21 protein-coding genes and 1 riboswitch are annotated in these 23,280 nt (G+C 64.9%); of the genes, 15 read left to right on the top strand and 6 right to left on the bottom strand.

Translation table 11 applies throughout. The annotated features are described in order from the left end of the window. Positions 1-25: 25 nt before the first annotated feature. Positions 26-126: riboswitch (TPP riboswitch) on the top strand. 94 nt (positions 127-220) lie between these two features. Both thiC and B0E49_RS19510 read left to right on the top strand, forming a co-directional pair. Further along, on the top strand, positions 221-2,092 hold the full coding sequence (thiC, locus tag B0E49_RS19515; protein ID WP_077564423.1) for a phosphomethylpyrimidine synthase ThiC: 1,872 nt from the start codon (positions 221-223) through the stop codon (positions 2,090-2,092). A 105-nt stretch (positions 2,093-2,197) separates the two neighbouring features. Continuing rightward, positions 2,198-3,379 (top strand): acetyl-CoA C-acyltransferase, encoded by a 1,182-nt coding sequence (locus B0E49_RS19510; protein ID WP_077564421.1) that lies wholly within the window; start codon positions 2,198-2,200, stop codon positions 3,377-3,379. A 36-nt stretch (positions 3,380-3,415) separates the two neighbouring features. Here B0E49_RS19510 and B0E49_RS19505 read toward each other — a convergent pair whose 3' ends face one another. Further along, positions 3,416-4,684, bottom strand: a complete 1,269-nt coding sequence (locus B0E49_RS19505) for a carbohydrate porin (RefSeq protein WP_077564462.1) — start codon at positions 4,682-4,684, stop codon at positions 3,416-3,418. 182 nt (positions 4,685-4,866) lie between these two features. Here B0E49_RS19505 and B0E49_RS19500 point away from each other — a divergent pair, with 182 nt between their 5' ends. The 7 genes from B0E49_RS19500 (at position 4,867) to B0E49_RS19470 (ending at position 10,933) form a co-directional block, all read left to right on the top strand. After that, positions 4,867-5,994, top strand: a complete 1,128-nt coding sequence (locus B0E49_RS19500; RefSeq protein WP_077564419.1) for an acyl-CoA dehydrogenase family protein — start codon at positions 4,867-4,869, stop codon at positions 5,992-5,994. 152 nt (positions 5,995-6,146) lie between these two features. Next, the gene (locus tag B0E49_RS19495; RefSeq protein ID WP_077564411.1) at positions 6,147-6,488 is read left to right on the top strand and encodes a hypothetical protein; all 342 of its coding nucleotides are present in this window, start codon (positions 6,147-6,149) and stop codon (positions 6,486-6,488) included. Between the two features lie 13 nt (positions 6,489-6,501). After that, entirely contained in the window at positions 6,502-8,079 is a 1,578-nt protein-coding gene (locus B0E49_RS19490; RefSeq protein ID WP_077564409.1) for a DUF1800 domain-containing protein, read from the top strand. Positions 8,080-8,097: 18 nt separating this feature from the next. Beyond that, positions 8,098-9,282, top strand: a complete 1,185-nt coding sequence (locus B0E49_RS19485; RefSeq protein WP_077564407.1) for a DUF1501 domain-containing protein — start codon at positions 8,098-8,100, stop codon at positions 9,280-9,282. Between the two features lie 118 nt (positions 9,283-9,400). Continuing rightward, complete coding sequence (locus B0E49_RS19480) at positions 9,401-9,814, top strand: rhodanese-like domain-containing protein (protein ID WP_077564405.1); 414 nt, start codon at positions 9,401-9,403, stop codon at positions 9,812-9,814. Continuing rightward, a complete protein-coding gene (locus B0E49_RS19475; protein ID WP_077564403.1) occupies positions 9,811-10,218 on the top strand; it encodes a YchJ family protein in 408 nt (135 codons plus the stop codon). The genes B0E49_RS19480 and B0E49_RS19475 overlap by 4 nt, the downstream gene beginning before the upstream one ends. Positions 10,219-10,270: 52 nt before the next feature. Further along, positions 10,271-10,933: an HAD family hydrolase gene (locus B0E49_RS19470; RefSeq protein ID WP_077564393.1), complete on the top strand. Its 663-nt coding sequence runs from the start codon at positions 10,271-10,273 to the stop codon at positions 10,931-10,933. An 11-nt stretch (positions 10,934-10,944) separates the two neighbouring features. Here B0E49_RS19470 and B0E49_RS19465 read toward each other — a convergent pair whose 3' ends face one another. Both B0E49_RS19465 and B0E49_RS19460 read right to left on the bottom strand, forming a co-directional pair. Then, positions 10,945-11,949 (bottom strand): aldo/keto reductase, encoded by a 1,005-nt coding sequence (locus B0E49_RS19465; RefSeq protein WP_077564460.1) that lies wholly within the window; start codon positions 11,947-11,949, stop codon positions 10,945-10,947. Positions 11,950-12,004: 55 nt separating this feature from the next. Further along, positions 12,005-12,988 (bottom strand): aldo/keto reductase, encoded by a 984-nt coding sequence (locus B0E49_RS19460; RefSeq protein ID WP_077564391.1) that lies wholly within the window; start codon positions 12,986-12,988, stop codon positions 12,005-12,007. Positions 12,989-13,091: 103 nt separating this feature from the next. Between B0E49_RS19460 and B0E49_RS19455 the strand changes: the two genes are divergently transcribed. Further along, a complete protein-coding gene (locus B0E49_RS19455) occupies positions 13,092-13,985 on the top strand; it encodes a LysR family transcriptional regulator (RefSeq protein ID WP_077564390.1) in 894 nt (297 codons plus the stop codon). Between the two features lie 63 nt (positions 13,986-14,048). Here B0E49_RS19455 and B0E49_RS19450 read toward each other — a convergent pair whose 3' ends face one another. Beyond that, a complete protein-coding gene (locus B0E49_RS19450) occupies positions 14,049-14,873 on the bottom strand; it encodes an SDR family oxidoreductase (RefSeq protein WP_077564388.1) in 825 nt (274 codons plus the stop codon). Between the two features lie 162 nt (positions 14,874-15,035). On the opposite strand from B0E49_RS19450, the gene B0E49_RS19445 reads away from it, so the two are divergent. Further along, positions 15,036-15,254, top strand: coding sequence for a hypothetical protein (locus B0E49_RS19445; RefSeq protein ID WP_077564386.1), 219 nt, complete (start codon positions 15,036-15,038; stop codon positions 15,252-15,254). Between the two features lie 6 nt (positions 15,255-15,260). Here B0E49_RS19445 and lipA read toward each other — a convergent pair whose 3' ends face one another. Both lipA and B0E49_RS19435 read right to left on the bottom strand, forming a co-directional pair. Then, entirely contained in the window at positions 15,261-16,295 is a 1,035-nt protein-coding gene (gene lipA, locus B0E49_RS19440) for a lipoyl synthase (RefSeq protein WP_077564384.1), read from the bottom strand. A gap of 423 nt (positions 16,296-16,718) precedes the next feature. Further along, positions 16,719-18,464, bottom strand: coding sequence for a carboxylesterase/lipase family protein (locus B0E49_RS19435; RefSeq protein WP_077564382.1), 1,746 nt, complete (start codon positions 18,462-18,464; stop codon positions 16,719-16,721). A 154-nt stretch (positions 18,465-18,618) separates the two neighbouring features. On the opposite strand from B0E49_RS19435, the gene B0E49_RS19430 reads away from it, so the two are divergent. The 4 genes from B0E49_RS19430 to B0E49_RS19415 all read left to right on the top strand — a co-directional run bounded on the left by B0E49_RS19430 (position 18,619) and on the right by B0E49_RS19415 (position 23,153). Further along, the gene (locus B0E49_RS19430; RefSeq protein WP_286138152.1) at positions 18,619-19,686 is read left to right on the top strand and encodes an AraC family transcriptional regulator; all 1,068 of its coding nucleotides are present in this window, start codon (positions 18,619-18,621) and stop codon (positions 19,684-19,686) included. A gap of 802 nt (positions 19,687-20,488) precedes the next feature. Next, on the top strand, positions 20,489-20,986 hold the full coding sequence (locus tag B0E49_RS19425) for a hypothetical protein (protein WP_077564380.1): 498 nt from the start codon (positions 20,489-20,491) through the stop codon (positions 20,984-20,986). A 60-nt stretch (positions 20,987-21,046) separates the two neighbouring features. Next, positions 21,047-22,090, top strand: coding sequence for an alpha/beta fold hydrolase (locus B0E49_RS19420; RefSeq protein ID WP_077564378.1), 1,044 nt, complete (start codon positions 21,047-21,049; stop codon positions 22,088-22,090). 112 nt (positions 22,091-22,202) lie between these two features. Beyond that, the gene (locus B0E49_RS19415) at positions 22,203-23,153 is read left to right on the top strand and encodes an alpha/beta hydrolase (RefSeq protein WP_077564376.1); all 951 of its coding nucleotides are present in this window, start codon (positions 22,203-22,205) and stop codon (positions 23,151-23,153) included. The last annotated feature ends 127 nt before the right edge of the window (positions 23,154-23,280 follow it).

Below are 23,280 nucleotides of genomic sequence, written 5' to 3'. Positions count from 1 at the left end.
CGCGGCGGCGGCGAATCGCCTATACTGGCGCCGCCCGGGGTGCGCAGGATCTGCGCTGAGATGGTTTCCAAACCCGCGAACTTGATCCGGCTTGTACCGGCGTAAGAAGAGCCAGACGATGGTCTGTACGTCCCCTTGGGGGCATCGTGTCGTCTCCTTTCAGTTCGCATGGTTGTCACCGTCCTTCGGAGCAATGTGCCATTGACCAGGAGACTTTGCCATGAATGCACCCGACAAATTAGCCCAATTCATCAACCTCACGCGTGAGCCGCTGCCGGCGTCGCGCAAGCGCTACGTCACGGGCGCGCTTGGCATCAAGGTGCCGCTGCGCGAAATCCTGCAAAGCAACGGCGAGGCCGTCACGGTGTACGACACCTCGGGCCCCTATACCGACCCCGATGCCGTGATCGACGTGCGGCGCGGCCTGCCGACGCCGCGCCAGCACTGGATCGACGCTCGAGGCGACACCGAGGCCTATGCGGGCCGCGCGCCGTTCGCGCTGGACGACGGCGCCAAACACGGCGAAACCGACACGCTGGCCGCTTTGCGCGCCCAGGCCGCGGGATTGCAGCGCGCGCCGCGGCGCGCCCGTGCCGGCGCCAACGTGTCGCAGATGCACTATGCGCGCCAGGGCATCGTCACGGCCGAGATGGAATACGTGGCGATCCGCGAGAACCAGAAGCTCGAGTGGATGCAGCAATACCAGCAGGACGCCGCACGCGAAAAGCGCCTGGCCGGCAACAGCTTTGGCGCGGCGATCCCGAAGGTCATGACGCCGGAATTCGTGCGCGACGAGGTGGCGCGCGGGCGCGCCATCATCCCGGCCAACATCAACCACACCGAGCTCGAGCCGATGGCCATCGGGCGCAACTTCCTGGTCAAGATCAACGCCAACATTGGCAATTCGGCGGTGACCTCCAGCATCGAGGAGGAGGTGGAAAAGCTGGTCTGGGCGATCCGCTGGGGCGCCGACACGGTGATGGACCTGTCGACCGGCAAGAACATCCACACCACACGCGACTGGATCGTGCGCAACTCGCCGGTGCCGATCGGCACGGTGCCGATCTACCAGGCGCTGGAAAAAGTCGGCGGCGTGGCCGAGGATTTGACCTGGGAGATTTTCCGCGACACCCTGATCGAACAGGCCGAGCAGGGCGTGGACTACTTCACGGTGCACGCCGGCGTGCGCCTGCCGTTCATCCACCTCACGGCGAACCGTGTCACCGGCATCGTCTCGCGCGGCGGCTCGATCCTGGCGAAATGGTGCATCGCGCACCACAAGGAAAACTTCCTCTACACGCACTTCGAGGAAATGTGCGAGATCATGAAGGCCTACGACGTGAGCTACTCGCTGGGCGACGGCCTGCGCCCGGGTTCGGGCGCAGACGCCAACGACGAGGCCCAGTTCGCCGAGCTGCGCACGCTCGGCGAGCTCACGCAAGTGGCCTGGAAGCATGACGTGCAGGTCATGATCGAAGGCCCCGGCCATGTGCCCATGCACATGATCAAGGAGAACATGGATCTGCAACTGGAGCACTGCCACGAGGCACCGTTCTACACGCTGGGCCCGCTGACCACCGACATCGCCCCCGGCTACGACCACATCACCAGCGGCATCGGCGCCGCCATGATCGGCTGGTACGGCACGGCGATGCTGTGCTACGTCACGCCGAAGGAACACCTGGGCCTGCCGGACCGCGAAGACGTCAAGACCGGCATCATCACCTACAAGATCGCGGCGCACGCGGCCGACGTGGCCAAGGGCCACCCGGGCGCACGCGCGCGCGACGATGCGCTGTCGCGCGCGCGCTTCGAGTTCCGCTGGATGGACCAGTTCAACCTGTCGCTGGACCCCGACACGGCGCGCAATTTCCATGACGAGACCCTGCCCAAGGACTCCTCCAAGGTGGCGCACTTCTGCTCCATGTGCGGGCCCAAGTTCTGCTCCATGAAAATCACCCAGGAAGTGCGCGAATACGCCAAGACCCTGGGTGTGACGGACGAGCAGGCCCTGAGCGAGGGCATGCAGAGCATGTCGGAGGAGTTCAAGCGCAAGGGCGCGGAGATTTACATTCCGATCAGCAAGGCGTGAAAGGCGTGCCGGCTTGCATCGTGCACCGATTCTGTCAGAATTGACGTTTACGTAAACGTCAACTGTGGTTGATTCGGATCGCTCTTCTTTTGCAAGGAAAAAATCATGTCTGATTCCATCGTTATTGTCGGTGCGGCCCGCACCCCCATGGGCGCCTTCCAGGGCGATTTTTCCAGCCTCGCGGCGCACGACCTGGGCGGCGCGGCCATCAGGGCGGCGGTCGAGCGCGCCGGCATTGCGCCCGACCTGGTCGGCGAGGTGCTGTTTGGCAACTGCCTGATGGCGGGGCAGGGCCAGGCGCCGGCGCGCCAGGCGGCATTCAAGGGCGGGCTGCCCAAGAGCGCGGGCGCGGTCACGCTGTCCAAGATGTGCGGCTCCGGCATGAAGGCCGCCATGCTGGCGCACGACATGCTGCTGGCGGGCAGCTTTGATGTCATGGTGGCCGGCGGCATGGAGAGCATGACCAACGCGCCCTACCTGCTGCAAAAGGCGCGCGGCGGCTACCGCATGGGCCACGACCGGATTTTCGACCACATGATGCTCGACGGGCTGGAAGACGCCTATGAGCCCGGTCGCTCCATGGGAACGTTCGGTGAAGACTGCGCGGCCAAATACAGCTTTACCCGTGAAGCACAGGACAAATTCGCCATAGCCAGCGTCCAGCGTGCCAAGGCTGCTACGGAATCAGGAGCGTTCCGGGCCGAGATCACGCCCGTCACGGTCAAGAGCCGCGCCGGCGAGGCGGTGATTGCCATCGACGAAGGCCCGGGCAAGGTCAAGCTCGACAAGATCCCGCAACTCAAACCCGCCTTCAAGAAAGACGGCACCATCACCGCCGCGTCCAGCTCGTCCATCAACGACGGCGCCGCCGCGCTGGTGCTGATGGGGGCTGCGACCGCGGCCCGGCTGGGCACCAAGCCGCTGGCGCGCATCGTCGGCCACACCACGCACGCGCAGGAGCCCAACTGGTTTGCCACCGCGCCGGTGGGCGCTGTGCAAAAGCTGCTGGCCAAGACCGGCTGGGGTGCGAAGGACGTGGACCTGTGGGAAATCAACGAAGCCTTTGCCGTGGTGCCGATGGCGCTGATGACCGAGCTGTCGATTCCGCATGAAATCGTTAACGTCAACGGCGGCGCCTGCGCCCTGGGGCATCCGATTGGCGCCAGCGGCGCCCGCATCATGGTCACCTTGATGTACGCCCTGCGCGCGCGCGGACTCAAGCGCGGCATTGCCACCCTGTGCATCGGCGGCGGCGAAGCGACCGCGGTGGCGCTGGAACTGCTGTAACGCGCCGCTGTCGGGCCGCCACCGGCGGCTCATGCTTCAGAATTCGGCGTGCATCCGCAGCGCGACCAAGGGCACCGGGCCGCGATCCCGGTTATAGCCCGGGTTGACGACATGCTGGAAGTTGAAGGTGATGGCAACATGCTTTTGCACCTGCCAGCTGTAATACATCTCGGCGATCCGTTCCGTGCCGTAACTGAGCTGCCCGTCGCCGATGAGGACGCCCAGGCCGCCGGCGGCGAAATACGCGCGTGCCGCGTCCGATAGACCGTTCACCACTGCCGCGACGCCCACCGTGTCGTCGTGCCGGCCCCAGCGGTCGCCCTGCAGGGCAAGGCCCGCGGACAGCGATCGGTTGATGTCGGTGAACTCGTAGGCTTCCCGGCTGCCGTTGTTCACGCTGGCACGGGCAAAAATGCCCAGGTCAGGCGCCACCTCCTGCTCGATATTGAGCACCGCGCCGGCGCGGGAGGCAAAACGCCGCACCAGCGCCGTGTCCGGCGCAGCGCCCGTTTGCTGCGCCAGACCCAGTGCGTCCGCATAGCGGCCCATGTTGGCGCGGTTCACAAAGCCCAGCAGCTTCACCTTGCCCGGGTGGCCGAAGAGTTGATGGCGTGCTTCCAGCTCGCCCACCCATTCATATTGCTTGAAACGAGGATCCAGCTGCTCCCCGTTGGGCACGGTCGAGAGATCGAACAGGCCGGTGCGCAGGGTCCACCAGGAGCGCGTCCACTCCACGGCCGCGCCCACGGTATAGCCCCAGGCGTCGGCCGCGTAGTCGAAGGCGCCCCCATCCACAACGGACCAGTTCAGAAAGTCCGCACGGGCGTCGTGCGCGTAGCTGTTGGTGTCAAAAATGTCGACGACCGAAAACTTGCCTACCGTCACGGTGAGGTTGTCTGCCGCCTGGCTACCGCCGAGCTGATTCGCCCCGGCCTGCACCGGCACCGCGGCACCGCCCAGATCGATGACCTGGCGGATGAACGCGCGGGGCAGGCGAGCGTAAGGTGTGTTCGCCCCCACCCGGCTGGCTTCGCCACTGGGAAAGCCGGCAACACCCGTCGTGTCGCTCAGGCCGAAACCCTGGTTGATCTCGGGGTTCAGGTAAAGGGCACCGCCCTGCCACAGGCGCGCACCGAGGAACAGGGTCATGTCGGTGCTTTCTGCACTGTCGCTGCGCGGCGACAGGCTGTTGGTTCCGCTGTAAGGCGCCTGAAACGCAGGGTGCCACTGCGTGGTGTTGGTCAGCTGCCCGTGGATGCTCCACGGCTCCGCCGTCGTGTCCTGCGGGCTTGCGCTGGCCGCCATCGCACCGTAGGGCAGGCCGAGCAAGCATGCGGCTGCGAAGAATTTCCGGAATGCCAGATTCACAATTTTCTACTTTAAGGCTGAAGGCAGGCCTGGGAATGAACCCGCGACCGGGGGGACGGGCACTGCGTGGGGATGCAGCAGCATAATTGAAACATACGTCAACACCCACGCCCCGCACCATGCTACTGACCCAAGACCAGGAAATGATTCGCGACGCCGTGCGCGCTTTCGCCCAGGAACAGCTGTGGCCGAACGCGCCGGCGTGGGACAAGACGCATCACTTCCCGAAAGAAGCGCACCAGGGCCTGGCCGAGCTCGGCGCCTACGGCATCTGCGTGCCCGAGGAGTTCGGCGGCGCCCATCTGGATTACGTGACACTGGCTCTCGTGCTGGAAGAAATCGCGGCCGGCGACGGCGGCACCAGCACCGCCATTAGCGTCACGAATTGCCCGGTCAACGCGATCCTGCTGCGCTACGGCAATGCGGCGCAAAAAAAGCAATGGCTGACCCCGCTGGCGCAGGGCCGGATGCTGGGCGCGTTCTGCCTGACCGAGCCGCATGTGGGCAGCGATGCGTCGGGGCTGCGCACCACCGCGACCCGCCAGGGCGATGAATATGTCATCAACGGCGTCAAGCAGTTCATCACCAGCGGCAAGAACGGCCAGGTGGCCATCGTCATCGCCGTCACCGACAAGGGCGCGGGCAAAAAGGGCATGAGCGCCTTTCTGGTGCCGACCAACAACCCCGGCTATGTGGTCGCGCGCATCGAGGACAAGCTGGGCCAGCACAGCAGTGACACGGCGCAGATCAACTTCGAGAACTGCCGCATTCCGGCGGAGAATCTGATCGGCCTGGAGGGCGAGGGCTACAAGATCGCGCTGGGTGGGCTGGAGGGCGGGCGCATCGGCATTGCCGCGCAGAGCGTAGGCATGGCGCGCAGCGCGTTCGACTGCGCCGTGGCCTATGCGAAGGAGCGCGAGAGTTTTGGCACTTTCATCATCAATCACCAGGCAGTCGGCTTCCGGCTTGCGGAGTGCGCTATGAAAATAGAAGCGGCGCGGCAATTGATCTGGCACGCCGCGAGCCTGCGTGACGCGGGCCGCCCGTGCCTCAAGGAGGCCGCCATGGCCAAGCTGTTCGCCAGCGAAATGGCCGAGCAGGTCTGCAGCGCTGCGATCCAGACGCTGGGTGGCTACGGCTATGTGAGCGACTTCCCGGTCGAGCGCGTCTATCGCGACGTGCGCGTGTGCCAGATTTACGAAGGCACCTCCGACGTACAGAAAATCATCATCCAGCGCGCGCTGTGATTCCGGGGGTATTCCATGACGAGGGCCGCGCGCAGCGCCCCGATGTTTCCGTTGTGTAAAGGTTCCGCCGGCGGTCGGCTCCGGTTTCGGCGCCGGCGTTAGAGTACCCAGGCACACCAAAGGGGTCTGCCGGAAACCACAAGGAACACAGCATGAAAACCTCCGTCCGCACCACTCTGGCCCTGCTCGCCCTGACCACGGCTGCCGGCTTTTTGACCAGCAATGCATTCGCCGCCGACACGCCGTGGCAGAAGGCCCATCCGCGCCGCGAAGAGGTCAACCACCGCCTGCACGTCCAGAACCAGCGCATCACCCATGAGGTCAAGGAAGGGGAAATCACCCACCAGCAGGCGCACCAGTTGCGCGCCAACGACAGGGGGGTGCGCGCGCAGGAGCGGTCCATGGCCCGGCAGGACGGCAGCCACATCACGAAGGTCGATGACAAGGCGCTGAACCAGGAACTGAACAAGAACAGCAAGGCGATCGGCCAGTAAGCGGTCTCGCAAAATGGCTGTTGGCCGCCTTCTGCCCGTCACCACTCTGGCGGCATTGCTCGCCGGCGGGATGCTGGGCGGCTGCACCACACCGGGCGTGGCCGGTACCCCTGTGGCCACGACGGCGCCAGCGCCGGGGCCGGGCCAACCGGGCGACGTCGAGGTGTTCAAGGTCATCAATCACCTCACCTGGGGCGCCAACACCGCTGCGGTCGAGCAGGCGCAGGGCTCCCGCCTCGACCCCTACCTGAGCCGGCAACTGCATCCAACGCCTGCGCGGCTCCCGCCGGCGGTGCAGGCGCAGATCGACGCCATGAGCATCAGCCAGCGGCCGATGGGCGAGCTGGCGCAGGAGATGGCGCAACGCCGCAAGGCTGCCGTGGCCCTCACCAACGACGATGACAAAAAGGCCGCGCTGCAGGCCTGGCAGCAGGAGATGAACCGGCTCGGGCGCGAGGCGGCGACGCGCCACATCCTGCGCGCGCTTTATTCCCCGAACCAGCTCCAGGAGCAGATGACCTGGTTCTGGATGAACCACTTCAGCGTGTTCCAGTACAAGGGCAATCTGCGCGCCACGATCGGCGACTACGAAGACACGGCAATCCGGCCCCATGCGCTCGGCAAGTTCAGGGATTTGCTCGGCGCGGTCGCGCACCACCCGGCCATGCTGGTGTATCTGGACAACGTGCAAAACGCCGCGGGCCACATCAACGAGAACTACGCGCGCGAACTGATGGAGTTGCACACGCTGGGCGTGAACGCCGGCTACACGCAGCACGACGTGCAGGAACTGGCGCGCATCCTGACCGGCGTGGGCGTCAACTACGGCGCGAACGAGCCGGCGCTGCGGCGCGAGCTGCAGCCTTTTTACGTGCGCCAGGGCGCGTTCGTGTTCAACCCGCGGCGGCACGATTTCGGTCCCAAGGATTTCCTGGGCCAGCCGATCCGCAGCCAGGGCCTGGCCGAGTTCGACGAGGCGCTGGACCGGCTGGCGCGTGCGCCAGCCACGGCCCGCTTCATCAGCCACAAGCTGGCCGTGTACTGGCTGTCGGACGATCCGCCGCCGGCGCTGGTGGCGCGCATGGCGCAGACGTTTGCGCACACTGACGGCGACATCGCCGCCACCTTGCAGACCCTCTTGACTTCGCGCGAATTCGCGCAGTTGGCTGGGCGCAAGTTCAAGGACCCGATGCGCTACGTGATCTCGTCCCTGCGGCTGGCTTATGACGACAAGACCATCCTCAACGTAGCCCCGATCCTGAACTGGCTGAACCGCATGGGCGAGCCCTTGTACGGCCACCAGACGCCCGACGGCTACCCCCTGATCGAGTCGGCCTGGGCCAGCCCGGGCCAGATGGCCACGCGCTTTGAAATTGCCAAGGCCATTGGGTCGGGCAGCGCCGGCCTGTTCAAGGCCGATGAGCCGCAGCCCCGCGAGCGGCCGGCCTTCCCGCAACTGGCCAATGCGCTGTACTTTGACGCCATCCGCCAGACGCTGAGCCCGGCCACGCGCCACGCGCTGGACCAGGCGGCCTCGCCGCAGGAGTGGAATACCTTCCTGCTGTCGTCGCCCGAGTGGATGAACCGCTGACGTCTTGAAGGAGTCGCCATGAAACGCCGCAACCTGCTCCAATCAATCGGTGCCCTGCCGCTGGCAGGGGGCGCCGGACAACTGCTGGCCGCGCCGGCCGCGCAATCGCGCCTGTTGATCGTCTTTTTGCGCGGCGCCTACGACGCCTGCAACCTGCTGGTGCCGGTCTCCAGCAGCTTTTACTACGAGGCGCGCCCCGACATTGCGGTGCCGCGCCCCGGCGCCGATCTGAATACGGCGCTGCCGCTCAACGCCGACTGGGGCCTGCACCCGGCGCTGCGCGACACGATTTTTCCGCTGTACCAAAAAGGCCAGGTGGCCTTCGTTCCCTTCGCCGGGACGGACGACAGCTCGCGCAGCCATTTCGAAACCCAGGACAGCATCGAGCTGGGGCAGCCACTGGATCGCAGCCGGGACTACCGCTCGGGTTTTTTGAACCGGCTCGCGTCCGTGGTCAACGGCGCCACGCCGATTGCCTTCACCAACCAGCTGCCTTTGTCACTGCAGGGCAAGGTGCAGGTGCCCAACGCGGCACTCAAGACCGTCGCCAGGACTTCGGTCGACCCGCGCCAGAGCCAGCTCATTGCGTCCATGTACCAGGGCACGGCGCTGGCGTCGCGCGTCAATGAGGGCTTCTCGGTGCGCGACGAGGTGACGCGCGAGATGACGGCCCAGATGGACGCCGCCAGCCGCGATGCCATGACGGCCAAGGGCTTCGGCGGCGAGGCGCGCCGCATCGCGCGCCTGATGAGCGATCGCTACAACATCGGCTTCGTCGATGTCGGCGGCTGGGACACGCATGTGAATCAGGGCGGTGCCCAGGGCTATCTGGCGAACCGGCTGGACGAACTCGGCCAGGGGCTGGCGGCCTTTGCGCAGGAAATGGGCCCGGGCTGGCGCGATACCACGGTGGTGGTGATCAGCGAGTTCGGCCGCACCTTCCGGCAAAACGGGAATCGCGGCACCGACCACGGGCACGGCACCGTGTACTGGGTGCTGGGCGGGGGCGTGCGCGGCAACCGGCTGGCGGGCGACCAGGTCCGGGTGGAACAGGCCACGCTGTTCCAGAACCGCGACTACCCCGTGCTCAATGAGTACCGCGCCGTGCTGGCAGGATTGTTCGCGCGCCAGTTCGGACTCAATGCGGGGCAGCTCGACCAGGTGTTTGCGGGCGTGAAGCCGCGCGACATCGGCCTGATCTGATGGTCTTGCCCCTTCCTCCTCCGGGGGAAGGCGGGGATGGGGGCCGCGCGCGAACCCGAGTTGCCGCTATTCTCCAGTTTCGGGGGATACCCCTCGAACCATTTTCAGGAGAACATCGATGCCCATCACCAAAGGCTACCAACAACTCGTCGACGAGGCCATGGCCCAGGTCAAAACCTACTCGGTGGCCGAGGTGCGCGCCCGGCTCGGCGACCCTCATGTGCAAATCGTCGATATCCGCGACGTGCGCGAACTGAACGCGGGCACCGTGGCCGGCGCCTACCATGCGCCGCGCGGCATGCTCGAGTTCTGGGTCGATCCCGCGTCGCCCTATCACAAGCCGCTGTTTGCCGACGAGTCGAAGGAATTCATCCTGTTCTGCGGCGCCGGCTGGCGCAGCGCGCTGGCCACCAAGGCGCTGCAGGACATGGGCATGACCAACGTGGCGCACATCGACGGCGGCTATGCCGAATGGGTGAAGCAGGGCGCGCCGACCGAAACGCTGGAGCAGCGCAAGGCCAAAAAGGCGTGAGCCGCGCAGCGCCCGGCGCGGCTTGCCCGTGCGGGCGGCTGGACGCGCGTGGCCGCCCGCTCGCGCATGAGGCCTGCTGCGGCCGCTACCTGCACGCGGGGCTTGCGGCGCCCGACGCCGAGTCGCTCATGCGCTCGCGCTACAGCGCCTTTGTGCTGGAACGCGCCGATTACCTGCTCGCCACCTGGCACTCCAGCACCCGCCCGCCAACGCTGGACTTCGAACCCGGCGCGCAGTGGCTGGGGCTGGAGGTGCGCGCACAGCGCCTGCTCGATGCCGATCACGCCGAGGTCGAGTTCGTCGCGCGCCATCGCGTCGCCGGCCGCGCCGTGCGCCTGCACGAGCGCAGCCGCTTCGTGCGCGAGGACGGGCGTTGGTACTATGTGGACGGCATGTTTTTCTGAACTATTTAAATGAAAAGTGGCTGCAGCCCATATTGGGTATGCACAAGTAGCTATGAATTTTGAAGCAGTGTTGTTCGATTGCGATGGTGTGCTGGTGGACTCCGAGTCCATCACCAACGGTGTGTTGCGCGACATGCTGGGTGAGATGGGCTGGAGTCTGAGCGCCGAAGAATGCATGCGCCTGTTCGTCGGCAAGGCGGTCAAGGACGAGCGCGCGCTGATCGAGGCGCGCACCGGCCAGCCTTTGAGCGAGGCCTGGATGGCGCGCTTTCGCGAGCGCCGCAACGACGGCCTGATGCGCCACCTCCGGCCCATCGAGGGTTCCGCGGCGGCCGTGGCGCTGCTGCATGAGCGCTTTGAGGGCCGTATCGCCTGCGCCTCCGGCGCCGACCGCTTCAAGGTCGAACTGCAACTGGAGAAGTGCGGCCTGATGCCGTACTTCGAGGGGCGCATCTTCAGCGGGCACGAACTGCCCCGTTCCAAGCCCGCGCCCGACGTTTACCTGGCCGCCGCTGCGGCGCTGGGCGTGGCGCCCGCGCACTGCGCCGTGGTGGAGGACACGGTGACCGGCGTCGCGGCGGGCGTGGCTGCCGGCGCGACCGTGTTCGGCTTCAGCCCGCCGCAGGCCGGCCACGATGCGCCGGCGGCGCTCAGGGGCGCGGGAGCGCAGCATGTTTTTGTGGCGATGGCGGAGTTGGAAGATCTCTTGCGCTAGGGGCCGCGCCGTCACGTGACTCGTCGTCCTTCGATCGGGTAGCCCGGATCGGTATAGCCCGGGGTCGAAGCGTGACCCGGCGCAACGAGGCTGTCCACGAGCGTCTCGTCGTCCGGGCCAAGCTGCAGCGTCAACGCTTCGATGTAGCGGTCCCACTGGGCCTCGGTGCGCGGCCCCGCGATGGTGGCGCTCACCAACCGGTTCTGGAGCACCCACGCGAGCGCGAACGCAATCGACGTCGTGCCGCGCTGCGCGGCATGAGCGGCGATGGTTTGCGCAACCTTGAGAGACTCCGCCCGCCACTCGGTCTGCTGGATGCGCCTGTCGCCGCGGCCTGCGCGCGAGTCGGCGGGCGGCGGCGCATCGACCGCGTACTTGCCGCTCAAAACGCCACGCGCCAGCGGGCTGTACGAGACGACGCCCAGACCGTAGTGGGCCGCCGCCGGCAGTTGCTCGACCTCGGCGGTGCGGTCGACGAGGTTGTACAGCGGCTCGCTCGCGACCGGCCGTTCGATGCCCAGCTGATCGGCCAGGCGCGCGATCTCGGCAATGCGCCAGCCGCGGAAGTTGGACACGCCAAAGTAACGGACCTTGCCCTGGCGGATCAGGTCGCCAATGGCACGCACGCCTTCCTCCAGCGGCGCCCCGGCGAGCGCCCGGTGGAAGTACAGGATGTCGATGTAGTCCGTGCCCAGGCGCTTCAGACTCGCTTCGACCGACTGGATGATCCATTTGCGCGACTGACCCTGCTCGTTTGGACCCTGGGCGGTCGGGTAGCCGAACTTTGTCGCGACAACCCAGTGGTCGCGCCGATCCGCCATGGCACGCCCCACGATTGCTTCGGAACGCCCCGCGTGATAGACGTCGGCCGTGTCGATGAAATTGACGCCCTGGTCGTGCGCCTTGTCGATGATGCGCCTGGCGGTCGCCTCGTCGGTCTCGCCGCCGAACATCATCGCACCCAGACACAGGGGTGAAACCTTGAGGGCGCTGCGGCCCAGATACCGATAGTTCATGGGCATGATCATGCTCCGTTCAGGCTGCGCCTGCGATTGTTCTCGTCGGCCGCACTCAACGGCCCACGAGCTTTTGCCGGTCTGCCGAGTAGCGCGCGCCCTGCACCGGAACACTCGAGACGGCCGCCTCGATCTCCTTCAGGTCCTCGGACGACAGCATGACCGCCGCGGCACCGGTGTTTTCTTCGAGACGGTGCAGCTTGGTGGTGCCGGGGATCGGCACGATCCATGGCTTTTGAGCGAGCAGCCAGGCCAGCGCGAGCTGGGCAGGGGTCACCTTTTTGCGCGCTGCAATGCCGGCCAGCACGTCAACCAGCGCGCGGTTCGCCTGCCGGGCTTCGGGCGCGAAGCGCGGCACCGTGTTGCGGAAGTCGGTTGCACCGAACGATGTCTGCGCGTCGATCGCGCCCGTCAGGAAGCCCTTGCCCAGCGGGCTGAATGGCACGAAGCCAATACCCAGCTCCTCCAGCGTTGGCAGGATCTCCTTCTCGGGCTCGCGCCACCACAAGGAATATTCGCTTTGCAACGCCGTTACCGGCTGCACCGCGTGCGCACGGCGGATGCTGTCGACGCCGGCCTCGGACAGGCCAAAGTGCTTCACCTTGCCCTCGCGGATCAGTTCCTTCACGGTGCCGGCCACCTCCTCCATGGGCACCTGCGGATCGACGCGGTGCTGGTAGAGCAGGTCGATGCGGTCCGTGTGCAGGCGCTTCAGCGCCTCGTCGGCCACCTGCCGGATGCGTTCCGGCCGGCTGTCCAGGCCCTTGCCGGTGTCGCCCTCGCGAAAGCCGAACTTGGTGGCGATCACGACCTGGTCGCGCATCGGCTCCAGCGCTTCGCCAACCACGCTTTCGTTGATGAAGGGGCCATAGGCCTCCGCCGTGTCGAAGAACGTGATCCCGCGTTCGAAGGCGGCGCGGATCAGCCTTACGGCGTCAGCCGTGTCGGTGGCAGGCCCGTAGCCGTAGCTCAGGCCCATGCAGCCCAGGCCCAGCTCAGAGACGGTCAGGCCGCTGCGGCCCAGTTGACGTGTTTTCATGGTGGTGTGTCCTTGTCGTGAATCCATGTCAGGGACTGTAGTCACGCCGCCATTGAATGACTAGACTACCTGATCGACATGACTTTATAAGCAGTACTTATCAATGGCACGATTCGACGATCTCGCGGCCTTCGCAAGCGTTGTGCGCGAGGGCAGCTTCACGCGCGCCGCCGCACAACTGGGCGTGTCGCAGCCCGCGCTCAGCCAGACGGTGCGCGCGCTGGAGCGCCGGCTCGACCTGAAGCTGCTGAACCGCACCACGCGCAGCGTCTCGCCCACCGAAGCGGGTGAGCGGCTGTACCAGACGGTGGGCCCGCGCCTGGCGGACATCGAAGCCGAACTGGCTGTGCTGGGCGAGATGCGCGGCAAGCCGGCCGGCACCGTGCGCATCACGGCAACCGAACATGCCGTGCGCACGCTGGTCTGGCCCAGGCTGCTGCCGTGGCTGCCCCGATACCCCGACATCAAGGTCGAGATCAGCAGCGACAACCGCTTCACCGACATCGTGGCCGAGCGCTTCGACATTGGCGTGCGCCTGGGCGCCGACGTGGCCAAGGACATGATCGCGATGCGCATGGCGCCGGACATGCGCATGGCCGTGGTCGGCAGCCCGGACTATTTCGCGCGCCGCCCGCGGCCCGATGCGCCGCAGGACCTCACCGAACACGATTGCATCGGGCTGCGCCTGCCGTCCCACGGCGGGCTGCTGAAATGGGAGTTCGCGCGGCGCGGACGCATCCTCAGCGCCCACGTGTCGGGACGGCTCGCGTTCAACGCCAGCGAGCTGATCATCGCCGCGGCGCTGGCCGGCCTTGGGCTGGCCTGGGCTCCCGTTGACACCGTCGACGGCCACATCGCGGCGGGCCGCCTCGTGTCCGTGCTGGACGACTGGGCGGCGACGTTCCCCGGGTACCACCTGTACTACGCCAGCCGCAGTGCCTCGCCCGCCCTGGCGCTGGTCGTGGACGCTTTGCGCCGCGGCCAGGAATTTGTATGAAAAGTGGCTGTAGCCTTTGTAGAATCTAGGCTTGAAGCTATTAAATCAGGAGCGGCGCCTGCTTCAGGACGCCAATCCAAAGCGCTGGCGGAGCGCCCCCAGCAGGGCCTCCTCGCCGAGTTCCCTGCGCGACTGCATGACGGCGAGCGCGTCGTCGCCAACCACGTAGCGCACCTGGGCGCTGCCGTCGGTCGCTGCGTCGTACAGGGCCTGGGCCAGCCGCTCGGGCGTGGCGCCGCCCACGGCGCGATTCGCCTCGAAGGTGCCCACGACCTTGCGGATCGAGTCCGCGTAGGGGCCGCCGTCGCCCTCGAAGGTGCGCGCCATCGAGCGGCCCGAGAAGTCCGTCGCCACCGCGCCGGGCGCGATCACCTTGACCCGGATGCCGAGCGGCGCGAGTTCGTGGCTCAGCGATTCGGAGAATCCGACCACCGCGTACTTCGAGGCCGCATACAGCGAGTACAGCGGCATCGCGACCAGCCCGGTCAAGGAGGCCACGTTGACGATCACCCCGCTGGCGCGCTCGCGCATGTGCGGCAGCACGGCGCGCGTCACGGCGAACACGCCAAAGACGTTGGTCTCGAACTGGCGGCTGATCGCCTGCGGCGTGGCGCTCTCGAACGGGCCGAACAGGCCGTAGCCGGCGTTGTTGATCAGCACGTCGATCCGCCCGAAGCGCTCGAGCGTGCGGGCGACCGCCGCGTCGACCGAGTGCTGGTCGGTCACGTCGAGCGCGAACGCCTCGACACGGCCCGTGCCTGGCTCGAAGCGGGCCGCCGAGGGGTTTCGCAGTGTCGCAGCAACGTTCCAGCCTTGGTCGGCAAACCGGCGCACGGTGGCCGCGCCGATGCCCGAGGAACAACCCGTGATCAGAACAGTGGCACTCATTGGCAAATCTCCGTTTGGTTAAAGGACAAAAAAACGCCGGAATCAGGCCTGGGGAGCATCCCGGCACATGGAAAAGGCCGACACCCAACAACTGTAGCGGCCAGGGCAGCAAGGCGTGCGCCCGCACGCTATCCTGTGAATCCCGATTTTGGAAAACACATCATGCGCAGTTTCGACGATGCACAGGGCAACCAGTGGCAGGCCGCGTTGCTGGAGGCGTCCTACGGCAGCTATCTGGTCGTTTTCAGCCGCACTGGCGGCGACGAGGTGCTGAAAAATGAACTCAATGCGAGCAGCCTGATCGAGGCGGAACAGTTGCTTGCCGCCATGGACGAGGCCGGCGTCAGGGCCACGCTGGCCGGGGCGGTTCCCTGGGGTTGACCGGGTTCAGCAGCGCATCGAGGCCGTCTGGCGGATGCCGTCGGCGACATCTGGCGCAAGGCCCACATTGTTGTGTTGCAACACCTGCTCGGCCCGGTAGCTCGATCGCACCAGCGGCCCCGCAACGACCTCAAGAAAACCCTTGGCGAGCGCCATGTCGCGGTACGCCTGGAATTGCCCGGGCGTCACAAAGCGCTCGACCGGCAGGTGGTTGTGCGTGGGCCGCATGTACTGGCCCATCGTCACCACGTCCACGTCGGCCGCGCGGAGGTCGTCCAGTGTGCGGTCGATCTCGGCGTCGGTCTCGCCCAGGCCCAGCATCAGGCTGGTCTTGACGATGGTTTGCGGCGCATGGCGCTTGGCAAACTTGAGAATGCCAAGAGTCTGCCGATAGCCCGCGCGCGCATCGCGCACCGGATGGGTCAGCCGCTCGACCGTTTCGATGTTTTGCGCATAAGTGGCCAATCCCGCATCGATCACCGTGGCAACCTGCTCGTGGTGGCCGGCGAAATCCGGCGTCAACGCCTCGACCGATGTCTGCGGCATGCGCGCGTGGATCGCGCGGATGCAGGCGGCGTAGTGAGCGGCGCCGCCATCGGGCAGGTCGTCGCGGTCGACCGAGGTCAACACCACGTATTTCAGATTCATCAGCGCCACCGCGTCGGCCACGCTCGCGGGCTCCAGCGGATCGAGCCAGCCGTGCGGGTTGCCGGTGCTGACCGCGCAGAACTTGCAGGCGCGCGTGCAGACCGATCCCATCAGCATCAAGGTCGCGGTGCCGCGCCCCCAGCACTCGGCGATATTCGGGCACTTCGACTCGGCGCACACCGTGGACAACTTGTGGGTGTGCACGATGTCGCGGATTTCCTCGTATTTCGCGCCGGCCGGCACTCTCACGCGCAGCCAGGGCGGCTTGGGGGCCGCGTCGGGCACGCTGCTGAGCGCACTCGGGCGGATGCCGTCCTTGATCGCGCGGGTGCCCTGCGGGCTGGTGAACTTGCTGCCCGGCACAGGGCGGGCGTTGCTGGGGGATGCATCCATGGAGGTACCAATAAGAGGAAACAGGCGAGCCCAAGGGATGTGCCCGCCTTGGTCATTTTATGGACCGGAGCCGGCCTGTGGCCGACCGGCTTCAGTCCCTCACCTCCCGATGGGGACTTTGCAACCACTGCGGAAAGTCACCGCATTCGCGCGGCGGCACGATCCGGGTGCGAGTCCGCCGCGGGCTACGGGTTTCAAAAATATATATGAAAAGTGACTGTAGCCCTTATGCAGTCTTGGCGAGTAGCTATTAAATTGAAAGCAGTGAAACTTGACTGCGACTGCGTGCTCGCTCAGTGACGATGAATTCAACGATCGAGGCACCCGCAGCCGACCAGGAGCGGGCGCTCATTCCTCGAACGAGCGCCCGCTTAATTGCCTGAAATCATGCCTGGCGCGTTGAGGTTGTCCACGCTGCGCACTTTAGGGCACTGAAATCGCCTTGTCGGTCAGTGTGGCGTCGAATACCAACTTCTTGGGCCAGGTGGGCCAGGTCACACCCAGGGCCGGGTCGTTGGGGTCGCCGTTCCTAGCGAAGGCTGCCAGGCTCTTCATCATGGCGTTGGACAGGGCCAGGCGCCCGCCCTTGTTGGCGGTGCCACCTATCACGTTGCCGAACAGCGAGGGGCCGAAGTTACCGAACAGGAAGGGCAGGTCGAACGCATGGGCCGCGCCATACACATCGTTCCACGGCGCCGGCTCCTTGTCCCAGTTGAACTGGTAGTACCACACGCCGCTCTGCTGGCTCTTCACCGCGCTGAGCACGTTGTCGCGGCTGGGCAGGAAGAAGATGCTGTTGAGCAGGTCCGTCTTGGCGTTGTAGCCGGTGCCCGGCGTGGCCACTGGCAGGTACTGCGGGTTGATGAAGTCGGCGTCGGTCAGCGTGGTGGGCGCATCCGGGTTGAAGGTGAACATGGTGGCGTAGCGGCTGGCGTCGCTGACGATCAGCCCGGGCACGCCGCCCAGCGCGGGCGACAGTGCCAGGAAGGAGGCGAACAGCTTGGCCTCGTCGCGCGTGTTGCTGGCCAGCAGCGGCACCTTCAGGTAATTGCCAGCGCTGATGTTGGCCACCGGGTCCACCGGCACCACGGTGCCCTCGGGGATAGGCCCGGAGCCTGACAAGCCTGCTGCCGCCAGCTTGGTCAATAGCACTGTGAAGATGGTGCTGCCGTCCTTGCCGCGCAGGTAGCTGGCGATCTGGTCGTCGGTCTGGGTGGCCGCATAGGCCTGGGCCGAGGCGGTGTCGGTGGCCTTGCCGTCGGCGATCAGCAGGTTGTACAGCAGGGCGTTGCCCTGGGCCAGATAGGTGGAGGCCGGGCTTAGCGTGGCGATGGAGCCGGCCGGCAGCTCGCTGGCCAGTGAAATGCCGCCGCTGATGGCCACCGCCTTATGGAACAGTTTGGGGCTGGCGCTGACCACTTGGGGCGAGGTCATCAGCGCATAGACATTGATAGCGCCGGCCGACTGGCCCATGACGGTGACGTTGCCGGGGTCGCCGCCAAAGTTGGCGATGTTCTTGTTGATGAACTGCAGTGTCTTGATGGTGTCCAGCGTGCCGAAGTTGCCCGAGTCGTCGTTGGCATTGCTGCCGGTCTTGAGCTGCGGCAGGTTCAGCCAGCCGAACAGGCCCACGCGGTAGTTGGCGGTCACCACCACCGCGTTGGCGCTCCTGGCCAGCGCGGCGCCGTCGTACACCGGGTCGGCCGAATAACCCGACACGTCGCTGCCACCGTAGATGAAGTAGATCACCGGCAGGCTGGCGTCGGTGCTGGCGGGGCGCCAGATGTTGAGCGTCAGGCAGTCCTCGCTGCCCACCGCAGTGTTCAGCGTGGTGCCTATGGTGGCGTCGTACTTGTTGTTGGCGCCGGGGCCGTAGATGCGCCCGTACTGGATGCAGGCGTTACCGAAGCTGCGCGTCGTCAGCGTGCCGCTCCAGGCGGCGGGATCGACCGGCGCCTTCCAGCGCAGCGTGCCCACCGGTGGTTTGGCGAAGGGAATGCCTTTCCAGGAATAGGTGCCGGTCGCAGCGCTGTCGTCGTTGCCCTGCACCTGGCCGTACGCGGTGGCGCGCAGCGTCGGGTCCACCAGCGCGGACGAGCCGCCGCAGCCGTAGAGACCGGCGGCCAGCGCCAGGCCGGTGCCCAGCCGTTGAAGAGCCGTAATGTTCATGTGATTGTCTCCATTGGTATTAGTCTGGCTTGTGTTGCATGGCCCCCGCGCGCACACTGCGGGCTATGCCATGCACCCAGAAAAATTCTAGGAGCCGGGGGGCCGCAGTGCACTATCCCAACGGCAGCAATCAACTGACTTTGCGGCTCATGCGATGACCGCGCGCACCAGCTCCGCCACCTGGCTCAAGGGCGTGGCCGACATGTTTGCCGCGCAGGGGCTCGACGTGCCCGCTCTGTTTGCGGCTGCCCGGCTGGACATGGGCCAACTGGGCGACCCGCAGGCGCGCTATTCGGCCGACGACATGAGCGTGCTGTGGGAGCAGGCGGTCGTCCGCTCCGGCAACCCGCACCTGGGCTTGTCGCGCGACCTGGCGGCGCGTTATGGCAATTTCGACCTGGTGGGTTACGCCATGGTCTCCAGCCCCACGTTGCTGGCCGGCCTGCAGCGCATGGCTGAAGCGATGGCCGTGGTGTCCGACGCCGCCACCTTCCACGTGGCGGTGCAGGGCGACCGGTGTGCGCTCACACTGGGTCACCTGGGCAATATGCGCCCGGTGCCGCGCCAGCGCACCGAATATGGGTTGCTCACCATCCTGATGCTGTGCAACTGGCTGACGCACCAGGACTTGCAGCCGCTGACGGCGGAGTTTGAATTCGCGCCGCCGGAAAGCCTGCTACCGTACCAACAGGCGTTCCAGTGCCCGGTCAAGTTCAGCCAGCAGGCCACCCGGTTGTTGCTGCGGCTGCAAGATGTGAATGCCCCGCTGTCCAGCCACAACCCGGCCATCCTGGCGGTGCATGAGCAACTGATTGCCCTCCGCCTGCACGACCTGGGTGACCAGAGCATGGTGGCCAAGGTGCGCCGCCAGGTGTTGGCCAATCTGCACGACGGCGAGCCGCTGCGCCAGGACATTGCACGCCAGCTGCATCTCAGCGATGCCACGCTGAAGCGCCACCTTCTGGCCGAGCACAGCAGCTACCAGCAAGTACTGGACGAATTGCGCGTGGAGCTGGCGCGCAAGTACCTGGCCGACCCCCGGCACACGCTGTCGCAGGTGTCGGCGTTGCTGGGGTTTGGCGATGAGAGCAATTTCTTTCGCGCCTGCAAGCGCTGGTTTGGTGTGCCGCCGGGGGCGTATCGCCGGCAATTGCCGAGAGTCGATGCCGACTTTTGCCCTCGGGATATAGAGTCCGCAGTTGATTCAAGGTGGACGGGTTAGACCAATAAAGAAACAACTGACCGCAAGTGAAGTGGCAGAAACCGGCGATTTGCGTCTACCGTCATTCACTGAATAGCTTCGGTTGATGCGTGGATGTGTCTACGCCCGCTTCGGGAACGATGGAGCCTGTGACCGGTGGTCGTAATCTGGAACCATGGTTTTGAAGTGCCCAATGACAGCTTTCTGGCCAACCCATTCGACCCGCAATTCGGCGCCGTTCAGTGCCAGCTATCGATCGGGATTTTTTTCTCGACCGTCAGCAGCAGACCGGGTGCGGCTGTAGAGATTTCAAAACTGGTCGCCCGAAAGCGGCCCCCGAACTCTGCAAGTGGAATACCGGCTATGCGGCAATGATTTCAACGATTGCGACACCTGCACCCGACCAGGAATGGCCGCTCCAGCCCAAACCCTGATTCGCCCCAGTGCCGACTACCACATCGGCGCAAAGCGGGCCTTCAAGGCAAGAATTGCGTGAGGCAAGGTCAAGGTAACCGGTGCCTGGCCCTGAGTGCCGGGGCGCGCCCGGCTAACAAGACAGATACCAGCCGACCGTCCGGAAAAGCCGAGTCACGCCCACAGCGCCCGACGCGACAAGAGTGTGGTGGGCACCCCTTGAGGGCAATTTTTTCGCGGCCCCAAATACCCGTACTGTCCAGGCACGCCGCCTCGCCCGTGAAAAGCCTTGAATCGGGTTGAGGCGTCGCCTATGCTTTCCTTCACTTCGGCTGCAAATGGTGGAGGGGTTGGAGTTGCATCTGGAGCGTAGTGTTCTCGCGGTCTCACATAAACCTAAGGAAAACTCATGAGCCACGCAGCCCGCATTCTCAATTTGGCCGCCGCTCTGGTGTTGACAACGCTCTCCACGAGCGCACCGGCCCAGGCCACCATGACTTTTAAAGCCACCTGCCAGAACGTCGGCGTGGCTCCCCAAGAGCCAGTCGGGGACCGGGAGGGCCATGCAATATCCGTCACTCAATACAGTTGTCGAAATGAAGGCGGAATGATGGACGGGGCCATCACGACTGGCATGAACATTTATGAGTGGGACAAAGGGGTCGGCGAGACGCTTTCAGCTAACGGGGTCATACGCAAGCCTGGCGCAATCGCAGTTTATGAAACGAGCGAACAAAAAACCACGTTCATCATGGTTGACGGCAAGGTGACCGGCTTCACCGGCTCTTCCAAGGGCGTGTACAAGCTGGCCACGGGCAGTCTCGCACCGCTTTCGGGAAAGTCCTACACATTCACGTACCGAAGCATTCCAGGGGGTCAGTTCGCCGTCGAGATAGCCATCCACTGAGCGTCCGATGGAGTCAGGGGCCAGTAGAGGAATGTCGGGTTCCCAACGGGAGTTAAAACCATGAATCACCGTACCGTTCTTACGCTGAGTTCGGCGAGCACTGCGTCCGCAGCGGACATCTCGATGGGCGCACCCACCCGGGTGCCATACGTTTCACGAATCCACAACTGGACCAACCTTCATACCACGATGAAGGTCTGCTTGATCTGTGGTTTGCTCCTCCTGGCGATCGGCCAGGCTTGGTCGGCGGGAACATCCGGTGGTCCGCGGATCAAGCAGGCCAGCGTCAACGGTGTCACGCTCGTCTATCAGGAACAGGGGGATGGCGCGTCCGTGATTTTCATTCACGGTTGCTGCACAGACTACCGCGCCTGGGATGCGCAACGTCAAGCCATCGCGCCGCACTATCGCTTCATCGCTCTCAACATGCGTTATTTCGGGACAGCCCCGTGGCCCGATGGTGAATCGAAATACTCGCAGCAGACGGACGCGGACGATATTGCCGCCTTCATTCGCGGTTTGAACGCCGGCCCGGTGGACCTCGTCGGCTGGTCCTACAGCGGTCCGATCGTCATGTTGGTGGTGTTGCAGCATCCGGAGCTGGTGCACAGCCTGACTATCCATGAGCCAGGCACGATAAGCTACGTTACCGACCCCGCGATCGTCAAGATCGCGAACGAGGATCACGTGGCCGCGTTGGGGCCTGTGATCGCTGCGGCGAAGACCGACGACTTCGCAAGTGTGGCTCGGCTGACCCCGATCGGGGTCAACCACCAGCCTGATTTCTGGGAGACCACGACGCCGGAAATTCGTACCATGTTCCTCGACAATGCGCGCACTTGGACGCTCGCTCTTGCGGCACCGCCGCAACCTCCGATCACGTGCGATATGCTTCATCAGATCAAGAAACCGGTATTGATCACCGTCGGCAAAGACACACGCTCTTACTACCACATTGCCTCGGAGGGAGCGGCCGCTTGCATTCCCGGCGTCCAGTTTGTAACGATACCTGGCCGCCATTTGGCGATCGCTCAGCAGCCCGCGGCGTTCAATGCGGCGCTGCTGCAATTCCTTGCAAGGGCGGGTTCACAACCGAAGCCCTGATCGGCAAGTTGGACGATGCGGTGGGTGACATCGACCAGATCGCCGTCAAGGAGCTGGGTTAGACGCCGAAGAATGCACACCGACAAACCGTGACCTTGATGCGGGACCGCAGATGAAAACCTATGCCAAGCAAAAGAATTGGCGCGAGATTCAAAGCTTTCTTCCTGCTGAGTTTCAACTTCGGCCCGGACAGGAGCCGCAAGAAGAGTGGTGGCCTTGGGGGCCGCACCATATTCATCTCGACTGTTATCGCAATGAAGCCGCGCCGCTCAAGGTCATTCTTTTCCATGGCCTCGGAACGAACGGCCGCCAGATGTCCTCCATTCTCGGCGCCCCGCTTGGACACAGGGGCTTCGAGATGATTGCCATCGATATGCCGGAGTACGGTTTGACACAACTAGGCCGCGGCAAGCCGGTTCGGTACGACGACTGGGTTCAGGCCGGTAGTGACCTCGTCAACGCGGAACTGGCGAAGGACAGCCGTCCGATCATCCTCTATGGCCTGAGCGCAGGGGGTATGGAGACTTACCATGTTGCGGCAAAGAATGGGAACATCAAAGGCATCGTTGGCATGACGTTCCTCGATCAGCGGGTTCAGCAGGTGCGCGACGAGACAGCACTTAACCGATTCATGAGCCGAGTGGGCGGACCTCTGGCACTGGTGACTGCTCGGACGCCCTTGTCCGGCTTGCGCATGCCAATGACGGCTGCGGGCAAGATGAATGCACTGGTCAACGACAAGGCAGCACTGAAGGCCTGCTTGGCGGACAAGACCTCGGCCGGCAAGTGGGTAACGATGAGTTTCCTGGCCAGCTACATGAGCTACTCGCCGACGATCGAACCGGAGGATTTCGACGTATGTCCAATTCTCCTGACGCAGCCAGCGCAGGATCGCTGGACACCTTTGCATCTGAGTGAGTTGTTCCTGAAGCGAATTAAGCGTGTGCCGCTGAAGGTTGTGATGCTGGAAAATGCTGGCCACTATCCGTTGGAGCAACCGGGGCTAAGCCAGATGGTCAATGCAATTCACGAATTCTGCCTCAGTGTGACGCGCGATGCGTGACCACGCAGCGACGCCGATTAGCCAGTGTCATTCCATCATGGATGACTGGTTTGTCTCGGCAAAGCAGTCACTCTCGATTGCTACCGCCGCGCGCTCCGACCCCCACGCATCATCTACGCCCCCACCC

It is taken from the genome of Polaromonas sp. C04, assembly GCF_002002705.1.
Taxonomy (GTDB): domain Bacteria; phylum Pseudomonadota; class Gammaproteobacteria; order Burkholderiales; family Burkholderiaceae_C; genus Rhodoferax_A.
The sequence above is the reverse complement of the archived record's forward strand: the minus strand, read 5'-3'. Positions and strand labels throughout refer to the sequence as shown.